This window comes from Acinetobacter sp. GN11 (assembly GCF_054823985.1).
Window position 1 is genome coordinate 1 of the sequence record NZ_JRVL01000030.1, and the last position, 23,811, is coordinate 23,811.

Here is a 23,811-nt window from a genome sequence, read left to right on the forward strand (position 1 = left end):
AGTTATAGAGCTCTTTTTAAAATATTTAAGATTCTATAAAAAAGCCCAACTTAAGTTGGGCTTTTTTTTACGTCTCTACAATTCCTTCTAAATCTTCGAGCGTATAGTTCGGCATATCAATAATATGAGTTTGAATACCTTCTTGTACATAATCATTAACATTAGGATACAACCAGCGTGTGATCTGTTCGGCAACACTCGAGTGATACTGAATTTCAAAGTGATTTAAGCCATAAAACACGGCTTTATGAGAGTCTGGAACTTTGAGCTGAAAACGTGGATTTGGATGTTCACCTAGCGCGCTTTTCACACTCACCAAGTAATCGCCAATTACGGTAAGTGCTTTGTTGCGTACTTTTTCAAATTCGAGTGTTCCTGCCACTAAAAATGTATTGATATGGGAAGGTAGCGGAGCTGGGGCACGGTTATCATCCATCATGCCAATTCGGGCATCCATATATTCCCAGTCGTCATCACGAACGCTACCGTGGCGTAAGTCTAAAATGCCATTACTACGAATATTAACTAGTTGACCGAGTAAACCAACAAAAGGGAAGGCCCCAAGTTTATCTTGTATGGTAAAGCCAAAGCGTTCCAACACCGCACCATGATGTGGAGAGCCAATACATACCAAATTCTCGACCATATGAATCCATTGATACATATTTTGTTTGCCGTAAAACAAGGCGCTACGAGAAACCAATCCGCCCATACTATGGCCAATGATATCAATGCTCGTAATTCTTGGATTACGTTGTACCAAATCTTCTAATAAGTTGGAAAAACTGCGCCCATTTGCTGAAATGCGGCGACCTGTATTGTAATTTAAATAGAGCATGGTGTTGTGGTCACGCTGGGCTAACAGACGTTCCCCAATACCCCCATAATGTGCATTTGACCAACTCAGATGATTCATACACAAACCATGAACCAAAATCACAATACGTCCTGCAAGTTCCCCTTGTTGTATTGCACCGTAGTGATCGTATAACACCATTGGTAAGGCGAGTGGACTATGTTGTTTAAGTAAATAATCCCCAAAAATTCCATTCAAAATTCCGACCAAAAAATGTTGGCTCGGGGTGAGTGGTTTTTCGTGAAGCGTGGGATATTTTTCAATAATGTGACGCAAACTTGGCGCTAAAAAGTGGCTCCCATATTTTTGTAATGCGCCATAAGAAAATTGATATGCCTTTTGCACAAATGGTCGTTTTTGAAAGTTTTTTGCATTTTGTGTGCTAATACCAAAAGCATTTTTTAATACTTCAATATTAATTACTTGTATTAATTCATGTACACCATTTAAGCTGGTGCTGAACAGTTGAGCTAAACCTTCTAATACGTCTGCCTGACTCGGTGGCGTACGATCCCATTTACAATAAGTTTCATGTAGTGGTGTTAAGCTCGGCATATCTTTTCCCCATATACGTTATAACCGACGTTTTAAGCTGTACTTTTTATCAACGGCAGTAAACGTTTCCATCTTAGTAGTTTAAATAACACATTTTTTTAAAATACTGATGAATGGTTAGTTGAGTGGTTTTTCTTGTCTGACAATTGTGCTTTTCTATACAAACTGAGAACAAAATTGTGAATTTTGTCTCAATTTAGAGGGAAATATATGAATATTATCTACCTCCATGGTTTTAATAGTAGCTCTCTTTCGATTAAAGGACTGAGCTTAAGGCAGTATTGTAGCGAATTAGGGATTGATGTGCATTTGCCAAACCTAAATAGATCTCCAGATCAGGTGGTTGAGCAAGTTTCAGAACTTATTGAAAGTCTGGATGATGTTGCATTGGTTGGTAGTAGTTTAGGTGGTTTTTTTGCGACATATTTTGTCGCGAAATATAATATTCCAGCTGTACTGATTAATCCTGCTATGCAACCATGGAAGTTGTTTGATGAGTTGTTTCAAGTTGAAAGCATGCCCTATGTGGTGAATGATCAATGGTCAATTGATCATGTTCAGTTGCGACAATTACAACAACTGGAACTGAAACAACCTAAAAATGCCGACAAAATACTCGTCTTGTTGCAACAAGGCGACGAAATTTTGGATTATCGTCAAGCACAACGCTATTATAGTGCTGCAACGCCATCCTCATTGATTTTGACGGATGCTCATGGCAATCATGCTATGGAAGATTTTGAAGAAAAATTACCGTTAGTGATCGAATTCTTTGCGCACACCATCAAATAAGGAAAACGTACAACGTGACACAATATACGGCTCAATCGCTTGAAGTCCTTTCTGGTTTAGACCCTGTTCGTCGTCGTCCAGGGATGTATACCGATACGACTCGACCTAACCATTTAGCTCAGGAAGTTATTGATAATGCTGTTGATGAAGCATTAGCGGGTCATGCCGACAAAATATGTGTCACAGTTTATAAAGATGGTTCATTGTCGGTTGAAGATAACGGCCGTGGTATGCCAGTCGATATTCATCCTGAATATGGTCAATGTGGTATCGAAATTATTCTGACCAAGCTCCATGCTGGCGGTAAATTCAGTACTGATAACTATCAGTTTTCTGGTGGTTTGCATGGCGTGGGAATTTCAGTTGTAAATGCTTTATCAACACGTGTTGAGGTCGAAGTTCAACGTCAGGGTAATCTATACCAAATGGCGTTTGAGCAGGGTGAACCCGTTGCACCTTTGGCCATTCTCGAAGGTAAAGCTCCAAAACGCGCGACAGGTACAACAGTACATTTTTGGCCAGAAACCAAATATTTTGATAGTCCGAAATTTGCTTTAAAAGCCCTAAAACATAATTTAAAAGCCAAAGCTGTTTTAGCCGCTGGGTTAAAAATTATTTATATCGATCAAATTAACGATGAAAAAATCGAATGGCAATTTGAAAATGGCCTCGTCGATTATTTGATGGATGAGTTGCAAGACCGCGAAATTTTGCCAAATCCCGCTTTTGTGAGTAATGGTCAGGCAGATCGTGCGGCGTGTGAATTTGCGATTTGCTGGAATGTAGAAGGTGGTGAGCAGGTTCAAGAAAGTTACGTCAACCTGATTCCAACCGCGCAAGGCGGGACTCATGTGAACGGTTTACGTTCAGGGGTAACCGAAGCATTACGTGAGTTCTGTGAGCTGCGTAACTTGTTGCCACGTAATCTCAAACTATCCGCAGAAGATGTTTGGGATGGTGTGAACTATATTTTATCACTCAAGTTCCAAGAACCGCAGTTTTCTGGTCAAACCAAAGAGCGTCTTTCTAGTCGAGAGGCATCCAATATTGTTTTAAATATTGCCAAAGATGCTTTTTCACTTTGGTTAAACCAACATGCTGAAATTGCCATGCAACTGGCAGAAATGGCGATTTCGAAAGCGGGTCGTCGTTTAAAAGCAGCTAAAAAAGTTGAGCGTAAAAAGATTGTTTCTGGTCCTGCTTTACCGGGTAAATTGGCTGACTGTGTTGGGCAAACTCGCGAAGACAGTGAGCTATTTATTGTCGAGGGTGACTCAGCAGGTGGTAGTGCCAAGCAAGCGCGTGATAAAAACTTTCAAGCTATCATGCCAATTCGTGGAAAAATCTTAAATACGTGGGAAGTTTCTTCAGATGAAGTATTGGCTTCTCAAGAAGTTCATGATATTGCGATTGCCATTGGCGTAGACCCAGGTAGTGATGATTTATCAGAGCTGCGTTATGGCAAAATCTGTATTTTGGCCGATGCTGACTCGGATGGTTTACACATTGCGACCTTACTCTGTGCCTTATTCGTTAAACACTTTCCGACATTGGTTGAGGAAGGTCATCTGTTTGTAGCAATGCCACCATTGTTCCGTATCGACATTGGTAAAGATGTCCATTACGCGCTTGATGATGATGAGCTTGAAGTCATCTTGAAAAATGTGAAAGGCAATCGTAATCCGCAAATTACCCGATTCAAAGGACTGGGTGAGATGAACGCGAGTCAGCTACGTGAAACGACCATGGACCCAAACACTCGTCGTTTAGTACAACTCGATCTAGACGATGCTCATTTAACAGCGGGTTTACTTGATAAGTTACTTGCCAAAAAACGTTCAGCAGATCGTAAGCAGTGGCTTGAGCAGAAAGGTAACTTAGCCGATATTACTGTTTAAAATAGAATAAAAAAATCCCCGCTTAATAGGCGGGGATTTTTTATGTAAATCTAAATTGTTGGAAATCACCACAACAGTTTCTGCCATTAAATTAAAATAGACAGATCTGTATATTTTAATTTAGGCCGTAATTTTTATAGCAAGTGGAAATTGAAAAACATCACAATTTGCTCCCGTTCCAATTCGATCCACCACTACAAAATCACTCGGTGCTTCAAAGGTAAGCAAAGGATGATGCCAAGTGCCTGCCCGATAATTGATACTTTGCTTTCCATTTGAAACAAATGCACATAGCTTTGAAATGTCGGGAGTATTCTCGTCTAAAGCGGGTGCCACAATAATTAAAAACTTTTGTTGCTGTAGTGGAATAAATGCCTGAGAGCCTTTCGGATGACGTTCTAGCATTGAAATTTCCAGAGGCAGTACACTGGCCTTAATATTACGGAAAATACTAATTCCTGCCTTTGCTTCCCCTTCAATTTCAGTTTCAACGAGCGCATGGTAGCGCTCGGTGTGGGCATCGTTAATATGAAAAAAGTCATGCCCGTCGCAACAGATGACCTCTCCGAAGGACTGAAAGTTTTCAATTGTTAAAGGCTGAATTTGAACATTCTTCATGATCATGACTTGGCAATTTTTCCCCATAAACGAACACGACTAATACCACCATCCGGAATCATGTTAATACGAATATGAGAGATTTTTTCATGCTGTAAAATCTCATTTACATATTCATGAATATGATCCATTTGCATCGGTTGAGCTTCAAGTAAATAAGACCAGAACATACTTTGTGGAATTAACTGTGCATCGGTTGCATTTTCAAGGTAAACCGCTTGAATAGATACTTGGGCAGGGAAGTTCCCTTTAAAGTGAGCCGTATCAATTTCAAGTTTCTCAATTTTCCCGCTTTTACCCAACGCAAGAATACACCAGTCATAACCCGGAGCTCGGCGGCGTTTAGTTTCCCATCCATCGCCCATGTTGACGCCACGGCCAGGGTTAATCAAATTACGTGGATGTCCGAAATGAGCATCGCTATAAGCAACTACGCGACCACCATTCTCTAGGGCCAATAAATCGAGAGTTTGCTCGCTGTCAGTTATCTGAATATGAACGTCTCCATAAACACGTAAACGGGCAATACCACCATCTGGGAAAATATTGAGGCGTATATGAGTGAAAAGTGCATCATTATTGACCATAAAAATATGATGCTGGCTTGGGCCGAGTTCTGTATTTCCCAAAAGACTCTCCCATTTTGCCCCTGTAAGGTCATCATTTGGTGCATAACATGCGTCTAATGATGCAGATGCAGGATAATTTCCTGTAAAAAAGCTGGTATCAATATCGAGTGCACTTATTTTTCCACTCACACCAAGCTTCACAATGCACCAGTCATAGCCTGCGTGACGCTTACGGCGCGTTTCCCAGCCGTCCATCCATTTACCGTTGTCATCAAATTTATCTTCAACAAAAATAGGTGCATCAAATTGCAGCATACGCTTTGCTTCTGCAAAGAAATCATCTGAACACTCAATGATTTGTGCACCAATTCGGGCATCTGCCAAATTGGTTTTCGTATTCAAAATTTCAGGAAGTTCAAATGCTGGAGCGTGCAAGGTTGCCATAGTGGATTATCCGTATTTCTTGTTAAAAACATGATTTTTCATTTAAAACTGCGCTAACACGGAGCGTGCTGAGACGAGTTTTACACATAAATATATAAGCATGGTGCATGCCAGTTTTGTGGAAAAGCTAAATAAATTTTGAAGGATGGCATGTTTTTAGCATAAGCACTCTATAGGTGAATATCTATAGGAGCGTGTTATGAATGTGGTGATTATTGGTGCGGGAATGGGAGGTCTAACCACAGGCATTGCATTAAAGAAATTTGGTCACCAAGTTCGCATTTTTGAGCAAACTGAAAAGATTCTTCCAGTTGGCGCTGCAATTTCGCTGTGGTCGAATGGTGTGAAATGTCTAAACTATCTGGGATTAACTGATAAAATCGCCAAACTTGGTGGACAAATGGATGATTTGGCCTATGTGGATGGTCTAACTGGAGATGTGATGACACAATTCAGTTTACTACCATTAATTGAAGAAGTAGGGCAAAGACCTTATCCGGTTGCACGTGCCGATTTACAAAATATGCTGATGGATGAGTTTGGCCGAGACCAGATTTATCTAGGTAAAAAAATGGTCAGCCTTGAAGACAAAGCTGATTATGTTGAGGTCCATTTTGCAGATGGTAGTTCAACGCAGGCTGATCTATTAATTGGGGCTGATGGTACCCACTCACTTACACGAACCTATGTGTTAGGCCAACAGGTACAGCGCCGTTATGCGGGTTATGTGAACTGGAATGGTTTGGTTGAAATATCTGAAGATTTAGCGCCAGCTCAGCAATGGACGACTTATGTGGGGGAAGGCAAGCGAGCTTCTTTAATGCCAGTTGCAGATGGCAAGTTCTATTTCTTTTTAGATGTGCCGTTGCCAGCAGGATTAGACAATAATCGAGATGACTATAAAAAACTTTTAAAACAATATTTTGCTGATTGGTGCCAACCAGTACATCAGCTCATTGAGCGTTTAGACCCGCAAAAGACGAATCGGGTAGAAATCCATGACATTGAACCGTTTACTCAGTTTTATAAAGGTCGTGTGGTGATTTTAGGTGATGCTGCACACAGCACCACACCTGATATTGGTCAAGGCGGTTGCCAAGCGATGGAAGATGCTATTTATTTAGCGCGTTCTCTGCAAATTAACACTTTAGGTATCGAAGATGCTTTACGTCGCTATCAAAACAAGCGCAATGAACGTGCAAATGAATTGGTACTTCGTGCGCGTAAACGCTGTGATGTGACTCATATGAAAGATGAAAGCGTTACACAAGCGTGGTATGCAGAATTACGCCGTGAACAAGGCGGACATATTATGCAGGGGATTATCAGCAATATTGTGGGTAATCCACTCGATTAAAACAAAAACAGCAAGGAATTTTCCTTGCTGTTTAATCTTCTAAAGCATGATTTTAGAAGTGGTATTTAACCAATGCGCTGACGTTATTTTCGTCTGCATCTTTAATACCGAATTTGTTATTCCACACAGAATGCTCAATACCGAGGTAAAGACGTGTGTCAGGAGAAATGTGTTTACCTACATTCCATTTCCATTGTGTTGTCCAGTTCAACTCGCTGGCATGGTCGCCTTCAGCAGTTGACCAGTCAAGGAAACCATCTACCAAGAAATCTTCAGATGCGATTTTAAATGGAATGCCATAAACAAACGTCATTTGATAATCGTCGTCAGTGTTCTCATTATTTGCACGGTAGAAGTTTAAATTCGCATATTGGAAATATGGGATATTTAAGTCGACGGCAAAACCATAAAGGAAATTATCGAAGTTGTTGCCGTCTTCACTATTGCCTTCCCAAGTGGTACTAATTAACACATCTTTGATTGGGCCATACGCCAGTTTTTTACCTGATATTTCACCTAAGCTTAAACGTGGTGATAACTCGAAGTAAGTACTCTTGTGGTCATTTTCACCACGCATACGGTCCATAAAGAAAAATACATCAGCGTATTTAACTTTCGCTGCATATTCCAAAGTAAGGGTGGTTTCTTTGTCATCTACAACTTCATAGTTTTCACCATAAAGTCCAGTCACGCTAAAATCTTGCCAGATTGGTTTTGCCTGAACCATGGCAGTTGCAGATAACAAGGCACACGTCGCCGCAAGTTGCTTTAATTGCATTTAAATGATCTCCCCCCAAATAAAGCACGCTAAGGATACAGTGTCTTAAGCAAAAATGAAGCCAAATTTGATCAACGGTTAAAAAAAGGCCCACCGAAGTGGGGCGCTAAAAACTAAATCTTTAATGTGTATTTCTGGTATTTATTGTTTGGCTTAAATGAGGGGTGCGCGAGCTGCGAAATGTAGGTAAATGATTAAATAATAAATTCAACAAGATAGCAAAGATACAAGTTGAACTAATGCCCGAATGGAACAAAGTTTGTACCCAAACTGGGAAATGAGCATAAAATTCATGGTTAATAATTGGAATCATACCTGCCGATAAAGCGGTCGCGACAATAATTAAATTTTTCTGATCGTTATAATCTATTTTTGCCAAAGTGCGAATTCCACTTGCTGCAACCGATCCAAATAAGACTAAACCTGCACCACCAAGTACGGGCATTGGAATCGCGGCAATCAAACGACCCATAATAGGGAGTAGACCCAAAATAATCAGAATCACACCGCCTGCTGCTACTACGAAGCGGCTTTTTATGCCTGTAATCGCAACCAGTCCAACATTTTGGGCAAAAGCGCTTTGCATGAATGAACCAAAGATAGGTGCAAAAGCACTTGAAAACATATCCGCACGTACACCATTGGCGATACGTTTAGCATCTACTTCAGTTCCTACAATGTCTCCGACAGCAATAATATCGGCTGTGGTTTCCGTCATAATGACTAAAGTCACAATCAACATTGACAAGATTGCGCTGAGCTCGAATGTTGGCAAACCAAATGCAAATAAATGTGGAAATTGCAGCCATGCGCCTGAGCTTACCTGACTAAAATCACCAAAGCCCATAAAATAGGCGAGGGCAGTACCAGCAACAATAGCCAATAAAATCGATAAGCGACGAATGCTGGCTTGCGGCAGCATATTTAAAACAATCACAATGCCTAAGGTTAGCAAGGCCAAAGAGATATTTTCTACACTTCCCCAGTCGGGTGCTTTATTGTTACCACCCATCATCCAGCGAATCGCGACAGGTAACAGAGATAAACCAATAATTGTGATGACGCATCCCGTTACAACAGGCGGGAAAAATCGAATAATTTTAGAAAAATAAGGCGCAAGACATAGTCCAATCAGAGACGCAGCAATGACCGCACCATATACAGCAGGTAAGCCACCGCCCGTGGTGATAATTGCGACCATGGTTGCAACACCTGCAAAAGACACGCCCTGAACTAAAGGTAATTTTGCACCTAGATATTTGGTTCCAATGGTTTGAATCAGTGTTGCTAATCCACCTACAAATAGGGCTGCTGCAATCAACATTCCGACTTGTGCTGAGCTTAATCCAGCTGCTGTTCCAATAATAAGTGGCGGGGCTACAATGCCCCCATACATGGTAAGCACATGCTGTAAGCCGTAAGCAAAACTTTTGGAAATTCCTAAATATTCATGCTCTGGAGAAATCGCATTTTTTTGCTGATGATTCATATTTTTCTCCTATTTATATTTGAATTAACTACCGCGATAAGTGGAGTAAGCAAACGGGCTGATCAGTAATGGAATGTGGTAATGCTGATTGACGTCTTCTACAAAAAACTGAATACAAACACGTGGGAAAAAAGTTTTAATTTGCTGCGATGAAAAATAAGGCGCAATTTCAAATTCAAGTTGATATGCACCTTTTGCAAAGTCTGTTATTCCAAAATCACCCACTCGACCGTCTGGATTAGTGGTTGCGGTCGCAATCAGCTCATGGGTTTCTGCATGAAACAACTTCACTTCTACGTGTGCAGCTGGTTTGCCTAAATTCGTATCTAAAATATGAGTGCTGATCATGCTTGTATTTCCTGAGATAGACGTAACAGAGCAATCGCTGCGAGTTGCTCATGTACAATTATTTTTTCGATAGCTAAGTCATGTTGTAAACGTTCATGTAGCTTTTTTAAAATCTCATCGCTACTGAGGCCCGCTGCTCTAATTAAAAAAATAAAGCCAAACTTTTGTTCATAATCGAGGTTGCCTTGCAGCAGAGCTTGCTGCGTTTGTTCATCTAAAGAAATGCCAGCTTGTTCCTGATTTGAAAAATGTTGCTCTTTTGCATTGAGTTGTTTTTTTGCTTGTCGTTCACCAATTTTTGGGTGGGTTGCTAAAGCAGTTTCAATGTCTTGCCATGACCACATTTGACTTAAATTTTCTGCATGCTCTAAAAGAGACGCTTTTGATGAATAAGGGCGTTCTGAGATGATTTTCTCGGCCCATGCGGGAATGTGGACACAGTTTTTTAACAAAGTCTTGAGTTGTTCGGGTGGGGCTTGATTAAACTCGGCTAAAAACACTGTTATTCCTAAACTCGTTGTCGTGATATAGAGTTTTAGCAATAACAGTGCCAAGAGTGGTTCATGGTTCGCTTATGAATTTGGAAAATTAAAAATCAATTATTTAGTTATGTGATTTTTATACCAATGTTCAGCAATATCTTGACGACTACATATCCAGACTCGATCGTGCATTTGAAGATAGTCGAGAAATTTTTGTAGTGCTTTAAAACGCCCTGGATGCCCTAAAATACGGCAATGCATTCCAATCGACATCATTTTTGGTGCAGTTTCTCCCTCTGCATACAGCACATCAAAACTATCTTTTAAATATTGAAAAAACTGTTCTGAACTATTAAATCCGCCTGGTGAACAGAATTTCATATCGTTACATTCCAAAGTATAAGGAATAATTAGATGAGGACATGATGCACCCGCAGCATTGGTGAGAGTCGTCCAAAAAGGTAGATCATCGCCATAATAATCAGAGTCGTATTGAATTTGTGGGAACTCTGCAAGTAACTGACGGGTATTGGGACTGTCACGTCCGGTGTACCAACCTATTACTTTATTTCCAAATAAGTTTTCTAAGATAGATAAAGCTTGTTCTATATGCTGTTTTTCAACTTCAATATCAGTATCTTGATAGTGAAGCCAACGATAACCATGAGAAACCACATCATAATCAGCTTGTTTAATCGCTTCCACAATATAAGGATTGCGGACAAGTGCCATTGCAACTCCAAAAATGGTCATTGGAAGTTTGCGCTTTTGGAACTCATTATGAATGCGCCAAAAACCAGCACGTGAACCATATTCGTACATAGAGTCCATCGACATATGTTTCGCTGGGTAACTTGCAGCCCCAATAATCTCCGATAAAAACTGTTCTGAGCCTTCATCGCCGTGCTCAATATGTTTTTCGCCACCTTCTTCATAATTAAGAACAAATTGCACTGCAATCTTGGCATGGTTAGGCCATTTAACTTGTGGAGGCTGTCCGTGATAACCGATCAAATCACGTGAATAAGGAGACTTTTGAATTTGCTCAATGAGCTCGGCTCCAGATAGATAAGATTTGGACACGATTGCTCTCCTTTTGTTCAATTTTTCATAAAAATTTAAAAAATCAGCTTGCATATTTTTATAGATGGACTGATATTGAAGATATGAAGATCTTCAAAATAAATTAAAACCAGTACGTTTAAGTCAGGAGATAACAAACCATTACACCATCAAAATGTACAATTGAAGTCAGTTCATGCATGCTTAAAACATGCCAACATAAAAAAGTTTTGCATAGAAAAGTTCCACAGTAAGAAAGAAAGGATGGTATTTATGAATATTGAAATCCGCACAGATAAAAACATCCATAATAGTGAACGTTTAATTACTTATGTACGTACAGAACTTACTCAAGAATTCCAACGTCACAGCGAACGTATTACGCATTTCTCGGTTCATTTTAGTGATGAAAATGGGGACAAAAGTGGTGACAAAGATATCCACTGTATGATTGAAGCACGTCCTTCAGGTTTGAAACCAGTTGCAGTTCACCATAAGGCAGGAAATATTGACGCTTCAATCCATGGCGCGATTGAAAAATTAAAACGCAGCCTCGAACATACTTTTGAGAAAAAAGAACACCCGAGAGGTGGGCAACCAGAATTCATTGATGATGAAGTTTAATTGAAAATGCTAAAAAGCCCTTCGGGGCTTTTTTTATATTTGATGAAAATAAACTATTCACAACATTAGGTTTGCAATGCGATGCAATCAACCTCTAAAATCTGGAGATGAGATTAGGCATAATAGCCCTAATATATTTTTGAGAGATGGTCATGTTAACCACCCAGCAGCAAGCTTTAATTAAAGCCATAGAAGAATTAGAACTCGCGCAAGTGCAGAAATTACTTGCTGACGGACTTGATCCGAACTTTATTGATCCGGAGCAAGGGCCACCTGTATCAATTATTTGTGACGGAATTTTTAAATGGTGGGAAAATGTATCGGAAGCTTATGAAGCAGGTACACCATTATCAAAAGAAGAGAAGCAACAAGCGTTACAAGTTTACCTCGATATTCTTGAAGCTTTAATTCAGGCTAAAGCCAATGTACACCTTTGGGATGCAGAAGAGTTTTACGGTCCGTTATGGGATGCTGCAAGCTCGGCATGTGCTCCAGCTGTTCAACGTTTACTCGATGAAAAAGTTGATCCAAACTCACGTGATGAAGAAGGACTCACCATTTTATCTTCAATCAGTCAGTTGTTCTTTGATTGTGATTTTGATGAAATAGATTGGTCAGAATCGCTTGAAGAAGAGCGTGAAACATTAGAATTATTGCGCCGTCATGGGGCTAAAATGACGAAAGAATTAACTACTTGATTGGATATTAAAATGAAAATAGTACAAATTTTAACTTTTGCTCTTACAACTGTTGCTGCCGGAAGTACTTTCGCCGCAGAGTTTTCCTTTGACCGTCCTGGAGCAGGCTTCGGAACAGGTATTACACCAGTGGGTAAGTTAGCTTGGGAACAAGGTTTACCTAGTGCGACTTATACAGAGTCGACTGTCGATGGGGTTAAAGAAAAGACCGTAACTGTAAGTGAAGATATGCTATTCCGTACAGGTTTGGCTGATGGCTTAGAATTACAATTAGGTTGGCAAGGTCCAGCATGGACTCAAACCAAACATGCTGGTAAAAAAACTGACAATTCAGGCTTTGGTGATGTAAGCATCGGTTTGAAAAAAGCAATTGATCTCGATGATGAAAACTTATCAATGGCTGTGTTAGCTCAGGCTGTCATTGCAACTGGTAATGATGAATTTACTGCGCATGATGATATTTATAGCCTAAGCTCAGCAGTGGCTTATAAATATGATGACTTGATTGATACCTCAATTACCATGCGTTACGAAGTGCAAAACAGTAATTGGGCTGTGACCGCAATTCCAGCAATCAACTATAAGATAGCTGGTAAACTTTCCGGATATTCTGAATTCATTTACCGTAAAGCTGAAAGCCAAGACTATGAATATGGTTTAGGTACAGGTTTAGTGTACGCCGTAAATAATCGTACTCAGCTTGACGCAAGTATAGGGGTTGATTTAGAGGGTCAAGACAAGAGCTACAATGGTGGCTTAGGCGTGGCGTTCTTGTTCTAATCGAAGCAATTTAAATTTATGTTAATGAAAAAGCTTATTCATCAGGGAATTCTTTATTTTCTAGCAGTTGCTGTTTGTGTGTTTAGCCAGTTGGCTTTTGCACAAGATAAGTTGCTCTCTCCCGAACAGGCTTTTTCATTTTCGGTTGAATCTTCTGAGTCGCATACGGCGAGTTTATCTTGGCAGATTCAGCCAAATTATTATTTATATCAGCATAAATTTACCGTACAACAAGGTACTCAACCTTTAGCTTTAAAATTACCTAAAGCGATTGCTCAATATGATGAAAATTATGGGCAAAGTCAGGTTTACTACCATCAAGTTAATTTCCAAATTAAGACAAAGCCTTTAGAGCACTATAGTGTGACTTGGCAGGGCTGCGCCAAAGACCGTATTTGTTATCCACCACAAACTATTGAGTTTCAAACCGATGCAGATGGTTTGGTCGGTGTGCAAAACCAAGCGGGAACAGCGCCAAAACGATTTCTCGATTTAGCAAATTCCCAACCAGAAGCTCCTTCAGATTCAAAACTTTTAGAAAAAGAGCAGAGTAAAGAGCCAGTAATAGAATCATCTACAGATTCAGAGCCACAAATTGCGCAAGATCAGATTTGGTCAGCTAAGTTAATTGAACACTCGCTTTGGTATGGGATTTTATTATTTCTCGGTTTAGGCATGTTGCTCGCATTTACGCCATGTTCTTTACCGATGCTGCCTATTTTAACTTCGTTAATTATTCGAGAACATAAAGGTCTAAAGGCTTGGACCATTGCACTCACTTTTGTTTGTAGTATGGCATTGGTTTATGCAGGCTTGGGTTTAATTGCTTCTTCAGCAGGCTTAAATTTTCAGCGTTGGTTACAACAGCCTGCGACTTTAATTGCTTTTAGTTTGTTGTTTATTGTATTTGCTCTGAACCTATTTGGCTTGTTTGAAATTCGTTTACCGCAAACATGGTTAAATCGACTTGACCGTATTCAGTCAATGCAACAAGGCGGCACTTTAGTAGGTGCGGGAGTCATGGGTGTGGTTTCTGCACTTTTGGTCGGTCCGTGTATGACCGCGCCTCTGGCTGGAACTTTATTATTTATTTCTCAAACACAAAACCAATGGCAAGGCGCTTTGCTTTTATTCTGCTTAGGTTTTGGAATGGGAATTCCGTTGTTACTGGCAAGTATTTTAGGCGCAAAATTCTTGCCTAAAGCAGGCGACTGGATGCATCAGATTAAAGTGATTTTTGCTTTTCTGATGTTGGGTTTAAGCCTCTACTTTATTCGTCCCTTATTGCCAGATTGGGGTATGCAAGTACTTAGTTTAGTACTAGGCCTCGCTTTTATAGCCTATGCTGTTTATCAGTTTTTCTGGAAAAAAGGGCAGCTACAATGGCTCTACGCGATCTTATTATTAATCGTTATCCCTTTTGTAGCCTATAACCAATATCAACATATTCAGAATCGAAATTTGCAAAGTTCCGAACACATGGCCGAGTGGCATGTTGCGACTAGCGCGGCAGACTTCCAAAAGATTTTAGCAGAAGCACCTACTGATCGGGCTATTGTGGTTGATGTATATGCAGACTGGTGTGTTGCTTGCCAACCGATTGAGCACCGTATTTTAAAAGCACCTGAGGTCCAGTCTGCTCTCGCACCTTACTATTTAATTAAGCTTGATTTGAGCCATTATGATCAGTCACATGAAGCGCTACTCAAGCAATGGAATATTTTGGGGCCACCGACCTATTTATTTTTAAGCCCAGAGCAAAAAGAGATTCGTGCTTTACGCTTAACGGGTGCTTTTAGTCAGCAAGAACTTTTACAACAACTCGCGAGTTTGGCAAAACTAAAAAAATCATAGTGTATTAACAGCTTCAGTTTGATGAAATGTACGTACCTGATTACGTCCTGAAGCTTTTACTGCATAAAGTGCTTGGTCTGCCTGCCGAATAACAAGATAAGGGTCTTGTGCAAAAGCTGAACAGCTTATACCAAAACTTGCACTAATGTGAATTGGATTATTTTGAGTGCTACAAACAGGCAATTCTTGCAAAGCATGACGACAACGCTCAGCAATTTTTTCTGCTTGAATAATATCGGTGTGGGGGAGTAATAAAATAAATTCCTCTCCGCCAAATCGACCAATAATATCTTCATTGCGCAAGTTTTTTGACAGACATTGAGCAATTTCAATTAAGACCTGATCACCTTGGTGGTGTCCGTATATATCATTAATTTTTTTAAAATGATCGATATCAAGAAGTACCACTGCATATTCAAATTGCTGTTGGTGCATTGATTCTAAATGCGTGTTTAAACTGCGCCTGTTTAATACATTAGTTAATGGATCGATTTGGCTTAAGCGTTGAATATAAGTTTCTCGCTGACGCCATTGGGTCAGTAATATTTCAAATAAAATAAAACAGGCCAATAAAATGGGCATAATAAAAAATGCCATGCTTCCTAACCAGAAAGGATTGGTTTGGGCACGTTGCATAGCAATCAGATTAAATAAAGGCGCATAAGGCAAAGTGCCTCTCATACTTAAATAAGTACATACCGTTAAAATAATTGTTGCAGGTACGAAAGCGCTATAAACAATTTTTCGGTCAAATAACACCAGACCAACACCAATGGTACCGACATAACCCACCATGGTAGCGGGGCTAATACTGCCAATTAAATATCCATCATGGCATAGCATGAGCGTAAAAAATTGCACACTCACGAAAGGAATAATTCTTTGAGCCCATTCATCATTTTTATAGCGATAGCAGGGGATAATCAAAAGAGCCAATAAAAATAAGGTTAATAAATTGAGCCAGAGTTGCGATTCAACTAAAGGTAAATGTGTCCATTGCCAGACACTTGGGGTAATTAGAATATAACCTTTCCATAAAATCCAACTGAAATTCATTGCACAGGCAAGTGTGAGCATCAGAGCGCTTTTTTGTAATGGCGTCCAGTTAATGATGTGATTATTGTGGATGAAATCGATTATCACCTGTTTTATTCTATGTATTAGATGAGTGATTAAACGACTTTTCATAATAAGTAAGGGCTCCTAAATATAGATGCCTCTTTGTTGGACCATCCTAAAATTGGATTGTTTAAATAATTTATATTTTAAACATAACATGATTTTCAATTTATACATGATGACTTTTTATAAAGTAAATGATGTGAAAAGTTTTATTCACCGTTCACATCATTTATAGATAAATTAAGTTTTATCGAGTTCGTGAGCAAATTCAGCAATATCTGCCAATGCTTGTTTAGCCTCATCAAACCATGCATTAAACATCTGGAAGTTATGCCACATGCCTGTATAAAGTTTGAATTGAACTTTAACACCAGCTTCTTCAGCTTTTTCTCTAAAACGCTTGGCATCGTCTAATAATATTTCTTTAGAGCCCACCTGAACTAAGGTGGGTGGTAGGCCTTGCAAGTCATCGAAAATAGGTGAAACACGTGGATCATCGGCCGCGATCTGATTGCCTATATAGTACTGAGTTCCGGTTTGCAGGGCTTCAATAGATAGTAAGGCATCATGTTTTTTATTAAATCTGAGAGACTCGCTGGTAAGCGTTAAATCTAGAAATGGAGATAATAAAATCAGGCCACTTGGCATGAGCTCAGGTTGCTCTTTTAAACGTAAGCAAAGTGCTAACGCTAAATTTGCTCCGCATGAATCACCTGACAAAATAATATCTTTAGGCTGAATGCCTTGTACTACTAAAGATTGATAGATGTCATATAGAGCTTCAGCTGCATCCGGATAAGGGTGTTCAGGAGCAAGCGGATAGTCCACATGAATAACCTGCATTTGGGTGCGGGAAGCTAAATCGGTCATGAAAGCATGGTGTGTTTTGACACTGCCAAGAAAAAAAGCGCCGCCGTGAATGTGGAAAATCAGTTGAGTGGCAGAATCTTGTGGCTTGATTTCCTCACCTTTAATGCCTGCTAACCGAATTGGGCGTACAGAAACATTTTTTTGTCGTGGGAAAGCACGACACATCTGATCTAGAACGGGACGTAAGGCGGTAGCCGGCAAATTGAGCTGACTTGGCTTGCGAATTGTTGTTTTAAGAAAAGTTTCTGTAAAGTAATATTTCCAAACATTTGATATATTCATACAGCATCCATTTTTATGCTAGTTTCTTGTTTTCTTGTAAATTTTATTTTGCAAGATTACAAGGTTACACGAAACAGTCACATTCAAAAATTGCAATATCTTTGCGACTTCTGAATACTAAAAATCTTGAAAGACCCAAGGATATTACAAAAATGAAAAAGATTGCTTTAGCTTTAGGACTCATTGGTATGGCTGCATTTGCCAATGCGGCTGATACACTCAATGGAACGGTATGGAAAACAATTGATGATCAGACCAACAAGCCAAAAGCCGTAGTTAAATTTACGGAACAGAAGGATGGAACCTTAACTGCTACCATTCAAAACATTTTGACGCCAGGCGAAGAAAATGCTTGTACAAAATGTGAAGGTCCGTACAAAAACAAACCGCTTAAAGGTGTCACCATTGTACATAATTTGAAAAATGTGGGTGGCAATAGTTATGAAAACGGTACGATTTTAGATCCAAAATCTGGCAAAACTTACAAATTGAAAGGTGAGTTAACAGACGGCGGTAAGAAGCTTAAATTGCGTGGCTATATTGGTGTTTCTGCACTTGGTCGTAACCAAACGTGGATTCGCGCTAACTAAAAGCCCTCATAAAAAAACGAGCCATTTGGCTCGTTTTTTTATGCTTGGATGTTTTGATAGGTAGATTCATCAAAACCTACAACAAAACCTTTTGAGGTTTGTAAAACAGGTCTTTTAATTAAACTTGGTTGAGCAATCAGTGCTTCAATAAGGTTATCTTCACTGCTTAAAGCACGAGTTTGTTCGTCTTCTGAAAGCTTGCGCCAAGTCGTTCCCTTTTTGTTGAGAACAGTATCTTGTCCAATTTCTTTTAACCAGATTTTTAAGGTATCTGCATCAATGCCTTGTTTTTTATAATCATGAAAATCATAGCTAAGCGCTTTAACCTGCAAAGCATCAAATGCTTTTTTCATTGAACTACAGTTTTTAATTCCATAAATTTTTAACATTTTATCGGACCATGTCAAAAAGAGAGATCACACAGCCTAACTCAAAATGCATGTGAGCACTACTTTATACAGATACTTTTAAAACAAATGAAAAATAATGATTAATCGAAAGAGAAATGTCATGTTATTGTCATAAGACAAAGCGATAATGAGCTTAATAAGAAGAAGTTAAAACTAAAAGAACTTAGCGCAAAAAATATAAGAGGCAGAAAAGAGAAAACCCGCATTTAATCATCCTGATCATGCGGGTCTCATTTCAACGTCCAATGTCACATCCTTGCAAATAAACTTATCATAAGTTTATTTTATCTTCCTACGGCGTCCTATCCTTTTGCGTCATCCTGACTGCTTCCCTGTGCCGTGCAGCTATAATGCCGTTAAAGCTGTGTAAGAAAAATACTCAAAAACGACATATGCTGTAAGCGAAAACGACAATGCAAGTGAACACTTGTTCACTTATTCTTGAATTTTATAGTCGATGATAACGGGTGCGTGGTCGCTAAACCATTGATCTTTAAAGACCCATGCGTTGGCTACACGTGTTTTCCAGTCTGGTGAACATGCTTGATAGTCAATACGCCACCCTACATTTTTTGCACGAGCTTGACCTCGATTTGACCACCATGAATAAAGTTCTGCTTCTGCGCGAACTACACGGAAGGTATCGACATAGCCAAGTTCATCGTAAATATGGTCAAGCCATGCGCGCTCATGTGGTAAACAACCAGATGATTTCTGATTACCTGACCAGTTTTTGATATCAATTCGTTTATGAACAATATTGTAGTCACCACAAATGATGACTGACTTGTTTTCATCACGCCATTGTTTCAAGATTTTTGCGTACTCACCTAAAAATAAATCTTTACGTGCTTGCGCTTCTTCACCACTTGAGCCTGAAGGTAAGTATAATGACGCAATATGTACCGGATGTGACAAACCTAAATCGAATTCAGCAGAAACAAAGCGGCCTTGACTGTCAGCCAACTCAAACCCTAAACCATCTTTAATAGAGATAAAGGGTAAGCGGCTATATATGGCAGTTCCTGCGTAACCTGCACGCTCTGCTGGAAAGAGATGGGTATGCCATCCTTCGGGTCTAAATTTTTCAGTCCATTGTTCATGGGTAATGCGGCTTTCCTGCATGCATACGACATCGGCATCTGATTGTTCTAACCATTCAAGTAAGCCTTTCGTTACTGAAGAACGCAAGCCATTTACGTTAATGGAAACGACTCGAAGAATTTTTACATCACTTGGATACTGATCCTTTGGTATCATGCGAAAATTTAACCTCAATTGTGAATTTGGAGCACCTCATGACAACGCCTGTGTCATTTAACCCGCAAGCATTTATCGAACTCGCATTATCACGCGGTGTGCTTAAATTTGGTGAGTTTACTTTAAAATCTGGACGCGTGAGTCCTTATTTTTTTAATGCAGGCCTACTCAACGATGGTGAAGCTTTATCTCTTTTAGCACAAGGCTATGCTGATAAATTAATACAATGTGAAAATGTTGATGTGATTTTTGGGCCAGCTTATAAAGGGATTCCATTTGTAGCAGCGACTGCTGTTGCTTTGTCGCAAACACATAACAAAAGCGTACCATGGGGCTTTAACCGTAAAGAAGCTAAAGATCATGGTGAAGGCGGTGTTTTAGTGGGTGCTGCGGTTGAAGGTAAAAAAGTCTGGATTATTGATGACGTCATTACTGCAGGTACAGCCATTCGCGAAGTCGTAACGATTTTGAAAAATGCAGGCGCGACTATTGCGGGCGTATTGGTTGCATTAGATCGTCAGGAGTGTGGGCAAGGTGAACTTTCTGCAATTCAAGAAGTTCAAAAAGAATTAGAAATTCCGGTGCATGCACTCATTACCATGAAAGATTTAATGGATTATTTAGAAGCGAAAGGCGAAAAAGAATCACTAGCAAATATGCAAGCGTATCGTGAAAAATACGGTATTTAATAGGTAGGTATTAAAAAAGGAAGCTGTGGCTTCCTTTTTTGTTTTGGTGAGTGTAATTAAATAATAATTGGAAATAGTGATTGCAGAATAAGCATGGGGCGTGAAGAATCACTAAAAGCCATTCTAGTGTGCTGAGTCTTAGAGCGATTTTTTATAAGATATTGATACTTATATTTGAATAAAAATAATTTCGCATTAGATGTATTATGGTAGGTTTAGCGAATCTAAGAAACTTATTCATACTAGAAATTGATTGTTTTAAATCTAATCCTAGTATGAATAAGTTTTAATATTATTCTGAATCATCTTTTTTTGGATTCTTCTTTTCTTGATTTCGCTTATACCGTTTATCTGCAACAGATTTTCTATATTCTTTAAGCGATTTGGGGTCCTCTGAGATAAAACCATCCATTCTTTTTTTACCACCTTTATATTTATCTTCCTTACGCATTTCCCTTTTATTAACTCTTTTACTCCCATCTTTCAATGAGTAAATGAAAGACGATCCAGCCCGAAGAACTTGGTCAACATAAATAGGGGTTGCAATATTTGTGTAAAAATAATTACACCCATAAGCCATATTTTTTTCGAGAATTTCATTTGGAATAAAAATTAAGTAACTCGAAGTTTTATTTAATCCCACATCCAAGTGTGGTAACTCGAATGTATCGCTTTTCCATTTTCTATCTACGCTACAGAAATATCTGATTTTTTCCTTCGTTACAATCATTGGAATATTCAATTCTTGACACTTTTCTTGTGTATATTCAATAAAATGTTTTTTGGCGATATTGATTGTAATATCTGATATGGTATCTGAACCAATTCCTTCAATAACCAACAGTAATTCTTCTAAATCTTCTAAATCGCCTGTTTCTACAGCTTTTGAGTGCCTCAATGCGGTAATAATTTGCTGACATTTAACATCATGGCTTCCTCGACCTTTATGCCCATTCTTAGCCAGTCCAATACCAGTACCTTTTGGTTCAGCGAAGCACTTTGGTTGCCATAACCTGTTAATGCCTGTTTGATCTTGAATATAATTTTTTAACCCTATTAGCGTTTCAGACATAAATATTCGTAAAGTTTTATGCCCTGACTGCATATACTGATTTGATGACCTAGACATCGCATAGGCATCAACAAATAAACAAGTGTCTTCATCAAGGTTTATGTTTAAAAAATTACACTCTGGGTTTTTATAATCTAATTTGTACGAAGAATATAAAAAATTCATTACCCCTTACTCCACATAAATTTAAATTAGCCATATAAATAGCTTTTACACCAGTGCTTTTCCGAAAGTGGATTAGAGTTAGATGTAAAAGCTCTTAACACTCACTTTCGGCGATGATCTTTTTCGTGAGCAACACCTTTGAAATCACCCTCTTTTACCTGCATGAATCGCCCAGTATCTGTATCTCTCTTAATTGAATAATCTGGATTTTGGGGATGTTTAAGTTGGGTCCTGTCTTTGATAGAACCAATGCGGTAATCATTACCAGTGTTTGTAGCCATGTCTTGCTCCTTTACTATGCAGACTGAGATATCCAAAATAAATTAAGTTTCGCCCTTAAAAAAAGTAATAAAAATACCTCTATTACGAACTTGGAATAAAAATTAACCGTATTTAACATTATTGTCAAGCAATAAATACCTCTATTACGAACTTTTATGTGCTAAAATTTTTTATTATGAAAAATATGCTTTAAGGAGTACTCAACATGCCAACCATACTTGGAGATAAAATTAAAAAACTCAGAAAAGGTAAAAATTTGACTTTAGAAGGTCTTGCAAAAAAAGCGAACATTAGCAAAAGTTATTTGTGGGAACTTGAAAACAATGATGCAAAGAAACCATCCGCTGAGATATTGGCCCAAATTGCAGAACATCTTGACGTTACAACAGATTTTCTTTTAGAAAAAGATGATCGTGAACCTACAGAAATTGATAGCGATAATTCTTTTTTTAGAAACTATAAAAATTTAGAGTCGAGCCAAAAAGCGCAGCTTAGGGATATTATGAATGTTTTGAAGCAAGCAGGGAATAAAAATGACTGAAACAGTCTGGACCCCTTATAAAGCAACAACGAAAATAAATAAAATGCTTGATACTATTTATCCTCATTCAACTGAGCGCTTTCCAATTGACCTAGAGTTTTTGGCAAAAAATATACATGCGCTTTTTAACTGGAATGATCCTATATCCCAAGTCGAATCTGCGAATGTGGATCGGTTTGAAGGGGTTCTTTTTAAAAATAACAATAACAGTTGGACGCTACTTTACAATAATACGATCCCTTCTAAAGAAAGGATTCGCTTCACCCAAGCTCATGAAATTGGACATTATGTTCTCCATAGAACTCAACAAGAAGAGTTCATGTGTTCAGAACAAATTATTCGAGAATTTGATGATGATCAGATCAACATAGAAGATCAAGCAAACCTATTTGCTTCTAATCTACTTATACCTATTCGAGATTTTAGAAAAATTACAGAACAGCAAGTTTTTTCCTTCGATTTTCTCAGTTTTTGCACCAATCGATATGGTGTTTCATTGGAAGCCATTTTGATTAAATGGCTGGAATTAACTGATGAAAATATGGTGGCAATTATTTCTATTGATGGTTTTATGAAGTGGTCCTATTCAAGTAAAAGAGCATATCGGGCAAAAGCTGTATTTCCTACGCGGAAGAAAATTATTCAAATTCCTGAAAAATCTCTTTGCGCCAATCATTTAACCCCGAATTGTTTAGAAGGTTCTCTTATTCAAACAAATATTTGGTTTGAGGGTGCAGCACCTCATGGATATTTGACAGAATATAAACTTTTAACCGAAAGCCTTGATCGTATTATTACTATTTTAAAACTTCCTCGTGATGAGGAACTTTGGTATTGTTCAAACCAAAATTAGTTATAACAGTGTAATCCATAAAAAATGGTAGATTAAGCAGCAAGTGAAATAGTATAAAAACTACCTGTAACTTCACTAAGAGTTTGTATTCTAAACTCTTTCATGAGCGATACACATGGCCTAAGTTACAACATGAGCAAACCTATCGTAGATAAGATGCTTATAATTTAACATAAAATTTCTTATCCGAAATTATTCTGATTTAAGTATTTCAAATCAATATCTTAAATTGATTTGCATTACTCTAAAAAAGTAAAAAAGCCGACTTTGTAATATGTCGGCTTTTTTTAAGCGGATTTATCACTTGTTGTCAATAAAGCGATCTATTCTAAATCTTTTACATCCCACTTCTTACACTTCAAGGCCATGCTCAACTTGTCTTGTTAACCTTGTTCAATCATCACCAAATGCGAAAAAGAAGCGCTAGCAAATATGCAAGCTTATCGCGAGAAATACGGTATCTAAAAATAA

At 38.7% G+C, this 23,811-nt stretch carries 25 protein-coding genes; 11 read left to right on the top strand and 14 right to left on the bottom strand.

The window, feature by feature from the left end; all coding sequences use genetic code 11:
* Positions 1-67: 67 nt before the first annotated feature.
* Positions 68-1,411, bottom strand: coding sequence for an alpha/beta fold hydrolase (locus NL42_RS03755; protein ID WP_461311804.1), 1,344 nt, complete (start codon positions 1,409-1,411; stop codon positions 68-70).
* 210 nt (positions 1,412-1,621) lie between these two features.
* Between NL42_RS03755 and NL42_RS03760 the strand changes: the two genes are divergently transcribed.
* Both NL42_RS03760 and parE read left to right on the top strand, forming a co-directional pair.
* The gene (locus NL42_RS03760; RefSeq protein WP_016139835.1) at positions 1,622-2,203 is read left to right on the top strand and encodes a YqiA/YcfP family alpha/beta fold hydrolase; all 582 of its coding nucleotides are present in this window, start codon (positions 1,622-1,624) and stop codon (positions 2,201-2,203) included.
* A 14-nt stretch (positions 2,204-2,217) separates the two neighbouring features.
* Positions 2,218-4,101 (top strand): DNA topoisomerase IV subunit B, encoded by a 1,884-nt coding sequence (parE, locus tag NL42_RS03765; RefSeq protein ID WP_461311805.1) that lies wholly within the window; start codon positions 2,218-2,220, stop codon positions 4,099-4,101.
* A gap of 120 nt (positions 4,102-4,221) precedes the next feature.
* Here the strand turns inward: parE and NL42_RS03770 are convergent, their stop codons facing one another.
* On the bottom strand, positions 4,222-4,725 hold the full coding sequence (locus tag NL42_RS03770; RefSeq protein WP_461311831.1) for an ureidoglycolate lyase: 504 nt from the start codon (positions 4,723-4,725) through the stop codon (positions 4,222-4,224).
* Positions 4,722-5,732: an allantoicase gene (gene alc / locus NL42_RS03775; RefSeq protein WP_461311806.1), complete on the bottom strand. Its 1,011-nt coding sequence runs from the start codon at positions 5,730-5,732 to the stop codon at positions 4,722-4,724. Before alc ends, NL42_RS03770 begins: the two co-directional genes overlap by 4 nt.
* A gap of 199 nt (positions 5,733-5,931) precedes the next feature.
* Between alc and hpxO the strand changes: the two genes are divergently transcribed.
* Positions 5,932-7,089 carry an FAD-dependent urate hydroxylase HpxO gene (gene hpxO / locus NL42_RS03780; protein ID WP_461311807.1) on the top strand — a complete coding sequence of 386 codons (1,158 nt, stop codon included), beginning with the start codon at positions 5,932-5,934 and terminating at the stop codon, positions 7,087-7,089.
* 52 nt (positions 7,090-7,141) lie between these two features.
* On the opposite strand, the gene NL42_RS03785 is transcribed toward hpxO, so the two are convergent.
* The 5 genes from NL42_RS03785 to puuE all read right to left on the bottom strand — a co-directional run bounded on the left by NL42_RS03785 (position 7,142) and on the right by puuE (position 11,269).
* Complete coding sequence (locus tag NL42_RS03785; protein ID WP_461311808.1) at positions 7,142-7,867, bottom strand: outer membrane protein OmpK; 726 nt, start codon at positions 7,865-7,867, stop codon at positions 7,142-7,144.
* Positions 7,868-7,988: 121 nt separating this feature from the next.
* Positions 7,989-9,356: a nucleobase:cation symporter-2 family protein gene (locus NL42_RS03790; protein ID WP_461311809.1), complete on the bottom strand. Its 1,368-nt coding sequence runs from the start codon at positions 9,354-9,356 to the stop codon at positions 7,989-7,991.
* A 24-nt stretch (positions 9,357-9,380) separates the two neighbouring features.
* On the bottom strand, positions 9,381-9,704 hold the full coding sequence (uraH, locus tag NL42_RS03795) for a hydroxyisourate hydrolase (protein ID WP_198307380.1): 324 nt from the start codon (positions 9,702-9,704) through the stop codon (positions 9,381-9,383).
* A complete protein-coding gene (uraD, locus tag NL42_RS03800; protein WP_461311832.1) occupies positions 9,701-10,204 on the bottom strand; it encodes a 2-oxo-4-hydroxy-4-carboxy-5-ureidoimidazoline decarboxylase in 504 nt (167 codons plus the stop codon). Before uraD ends, uraH begins: the two co-directional genes overlap by 4 nt.
* A gap of 99 nt (positions 10,205-10,303) precedes the next feature.
* Complete coding sequence (gene puuE, locus NL42_RS03805; protein ID WP_461311810.1) at positions 10,304-11,269, bottom strand: allantoinase PuuE; 966 nt, start codon at positions 11,267-11,269, stop codon at positions 10,304-10,306.
* 252 nt (positions 11,270-11,521) lie between these two features.
* Here puuE and NL42_RS03810 point away from each other — a divergent pair, with 252 nt between their 5' ends.
* The 4 genes from NL42_RS03810 (at position 11,522) to dsbD (ending at position 15,204) form a co-directional block, all read left to right on the top strand.
* Positions 11,522-11,872, top strand: a complete 351-nt coding sequence (locus tag NL42_RS03810) for an HPF/RaiA family ribosome-associated protein (RefSeq protein ID WP_016139845.1) — start codon at positions 11,522-11,524, stop codon at positions 11,870-11,872.
* Positions 11,873-12,024: 152 nt separating this feature from the next.
* Positions 12,025-12,570: an ankyrin repeat domain-containing protein gene (locus NL42_RS03815; RefSeq protein WP_252611249.1), complete on the top strand. Its 546-nt coding sequence runs from the start codon at positions 12,025-12,027 to the stop codon at positions 12,568-12,570.
* A 12-nt stretch (positions 12,571-12,582) separates the two neighbouring features.
* Positions 12,583-13,350 carry a transporter gene (locus NL42_RS03820; protein WP_461311811.1) on the top strand — a complete coding sequence of 256 codons (768 nt, stop codon included), beginning with the start codon at positions 12,583-12,585 and terminating at the stop codon, positions 13,348-13,350.
* An 18-nt stretch (positions 13,351-13,368) separates the two neighbouring features.
* Entirely contained in the window at positions 13,369-15,204 is a 1,836-nt protein-coding gene (dsbD, locus tag NL42_RS03825) for a protein-disulfide reductase DsbD (RefSeq protein ID WP_461311812.1), read from the top strand.
* On the opposite strand, the gene NL42_RS03830 is transcribed toward dsbD, so the two are convergent.
* Both NL42_RS03830 and NL42_RS03835 read right to left on the bottom strand, forming a co-directional pair.
* Entirely contained in the window at positions 15,199-16,392 is a 1,194-nt protein-coding gene (locus NL42_RS03830) for a GGDEF domain-containing protein (RefSeq protein ID WP_461311813.1), read from the bottom strand. The two genes, dsbD and NL42_RS03830, sit on opposite strands and share 6 nt — an antisense overlap.
* A 174-nt stretch (positions 16,393-16,566) precedes the next feature.
* Entirely contained in the window at positions 16,567-17,478 is a 912-nt protein-coding gene (locus NL42_RS03835) for an alpha/beta hydrolase (protein WP_461311814.1), read from the bottom strand.
* A 152-nt stretch (positions 17,479-17,630) separates the two neighbouring features.
* Here NL42_RS03835 and NL42_RS03840 point away from each other — a divergent pair, with 152 nt between their 5' ends.
* On the top strand, positions 17,631-18,068 hold the full coding sequence (locus tag NL42_RS03840; protein ID WP_003654111.1) for a DUF2147 domain-containing protein: 438 nt from the start codon (positions 17,631-17,633) through the stop codon (positions 18,066-18,068).
* 38 nt (positions 18,069-18,106) lie between these two features.
* Here NL42_RS03840 and NL42_RS03845 read toward each other — a convergent pair whose 3' ends face one another.
* Both NL42_RS03845 and NL42_RS03850 read right to left on the bottom strand, forming a co-directional pair.
* Positions 18,107-18,457 (bottom strand): Spx/MgsR family RNA polymerase-binding regulatory protein, encoded by a 351-nt coding sequence (locus NL42_RS03845; RefSeq protein WP_461311815.1) that lies wholly within the window; start codon positions 18,455-18,457, stop codon positions 18,107-18,109.
* A 456-nt stretch (positions 18,458-18,913) separates the two neighbouring features.
* The gene (locus NL42_RS03850) at positions 18,914-19,738 is read right to left on the bottom strand and encodes an exodeoxyribonuclease III (RefSeq protein ID WP_461311816.1); all 825 of its coding nucleotides are present in this window, start codon (positions 19,736-19,738) and stop codon (positions 18,914-18,916) included.
* A gap of 38 nt (positions 19,739-19,776) precedes the next feature.
* On the opposite strand from NL42_RS03850, the gene pyrE reads away from it, so the two are divergent.
* The gene (pyrE, locus tag NL42_RS03855; RefSeq protein WP_461311817.1) at positions 19,777-20,427 is read left to right on the top strand and encodes an orotate phosphoribosyltransferase; all 651 of its coding nucleotides are present in this window, start codon (positions 19,777-19,779) and stop codon (positions 20,425-20,427) included.
* 292 nt (positions 20,428-20,719) lie between these two features.
* Here pyrE and NL42_RS03860 read toward each other — a convergent pair whose 3' ends face one another.
* On the bottom strand, positions 20,720-21,664 hold the full coding sequence (locus NL42_RS03860) for a hypothetical protein (protein WP_461311818.1): 945 nt from the start codon (positions 21,662-21,664) through the stop codon (positions 20,720-20,722).
* 101 nt (positions 21,665-21,765) lie between these two features.
* On the bottom strand, positions 21,766-21,945 hold the full coding sequence (locus NL42_RS03865) for a hypothetical protein (protein WP_461311819.1): 180 nt from the start codon (positions 21,943-21,945) through the stop codon (positions 21,766-21,768).
* A gap of 206 nt (positions 21,946-22,151) precedes the next feature.
* On the opposite strand from NL42_RS03865, the gene NL42_RS03870 reads away from it, so the two are divergent.
* Together NL42_RS03870 and NL42_RS03875 are read left to right on the top strand one after the other, a co-directional pair.
* Entirely contained in the window at positions 22,152-22,487 is a 336-nt protein-coding gene (locus NL42_RS03870) for a helix-turn-helix domain-containing protein (protein WP_461311820.1), read from the top strand.
* Positions 22,480-23,340: an ImmA/IrrE family metallo-endopeptidase gene (locus NL42_RS03875; RefSeq protein ID WP_461311821.1), complete on the top strand. Its 861-nt coding sequence runs from the start codon at positions 22,480-22,482 to the stop codon at positions 23,338-23,340. The genes NL42_RS03870 and NL42_RS03875 overlap by 8 nt, the downstream gene beginning before the upstream one ends.
* Positions 23,341-23,811: the final 471 nt, after the last annotated feature.

Coding starts and splice junctions, on each gene's coding strand:
- NL42_RS03755 (WP_461311804.1), bottom strand. CDS start 1,411: ATGCCGAGCTTAACACCACTACATGAAACTTATTGTAAATGGGATCGT.
- NL42_RS03820 (WP_461311811.1), top strand. CDS start 12,583: ATGAAAATAGTACAAATTTTAACTTTTGCTCTTACAACTGTTGCTGCC.
- NL42_RS03790 (WP_461311809.1), bottom strand. CDS start 9,356: ATGAATCATCAGCAAAAAAATGCGATTTCTCCAGAGCATGAATATTTA.
- alc (WP_461311806.1), bottom strand. CDS start 5,732: ATGGCAACCTTGCACGCTCCAGCATTTGAACTTCCTGAAATTTTGAAT.
- pyrE (WP_461311817.1), top strand. CDS start 19,777: ATGACAACGCCTGTGTCATTTAACCCGCAAGCATTTATCGAACTCGCA.
- hpxO (WP_461311807.1), top strand. CDS start 5,932: ATGAATGTGGTGATTATTGGTGCGGGAATGGGAGGTCTAACCACAGGC.
- NL42_RS03815 (WP_252611249.1), top strand. CDS start 12,025: ATGTTAACCACCCAGCAGCAAGCTTTAATTAAAGCCATAGAAGAATTA.
- NL42_RS03840 (WP_003654111.1), top strand. CDS start 17,631: ATGAAAAAGATTGCTTTAGCTTTAGGACTCATTGGTATGGCTGCATTT.
- NL42_RS03830 (WP_461311813.1), bottom strand. CDS start 16,392: ATGAAAAGTCGTTTAATCACTCATCTAATACATAGAATAAAACAGGTG.
- NL42_RS03770 (WP_461311831.1), bottom strand. CDS start 4,725: ATGATCATGAAGAATGTTCAAATTCAGCCTTTAACAATTGAAAACTTT.
- NL42_RS03785 (WP_461311808.1), bottom strand. CDS start 7,867: ATGCAATTAAAGCAACTTGCGGCGACGTGTGCCTTGTTATCTGCAACT.
- NL42_RS03865 (WP_461311819.1), bottom strand. CDS start 21,945: ATGGCTACAAACACTGGTAATGATTACCGCATTGGTTCTATCAAAGAC.
- NL42_RS03860 (WP_461311818.1), bottom strand. CDS start 21,664: ATGAATTTTTTATATTCTTCGTACAAATTAGATTATAAAAACCCAGAG.
- dsbD (WP_461311812.1), top strand. CDS start 13,369: ATGTTAATGAAAAAGCTTATTCATCAGGGAATTCTTTATTTTCTAGCA.
- NL42_RS03760 (WP_016139835.1), top strand. CDS start 1,622: ATGAATATTATCTACCTCCATGGTTTTAATAGTAGCTCTCTTTCGATT.
- NL42_RS03845 (WP_461311815.1), bottom strand. CDS start 18,457: ATGTTAAAAATTTATGGAATTAAAAACTGTAGTTCAATGAAAAAAGCA.
- NL42_RS03875 (WP_461311821.1), top strand. CDS start 22,480: ATGACTGAAACAGTCTGGACCCCTTATAAAGCAACAACGAAAATAAAT.
- uraH (WP_198307380.1), bottom strand. CDS start 9,704: ATGATCAGCACTCATATTTTAGATACGAATTTAGGCAAACCAGCTGCA.
- NL42_RS03835 (WP_461311814.1), bottom strand. CDS start 17,478: ATGAATATATCAAATGTTTGGAAATATTACTTTACAGAAACTTTTCTT.
- NL42_RS03850 (WP_461311816.1), bottom strand. CDS start 19,738: ATGATACCAAAGGATCAGTATCCAAGTGATGTAAAAATTCTTCGAGTC.
- NL42_RS03870 (WP_461311820.1), top strand. CDS start 22,152: ATGCCAACCATACTTGGAGATAAAATTAAAAAACTCAGAAAAGGTAAA.
- NL42_RS03810 (WP_016139845.1), top strand. CDS start 11,522: ATGAATATTGAAATCCGCACAGATAAAAACATCCATAATAGTGAACGT.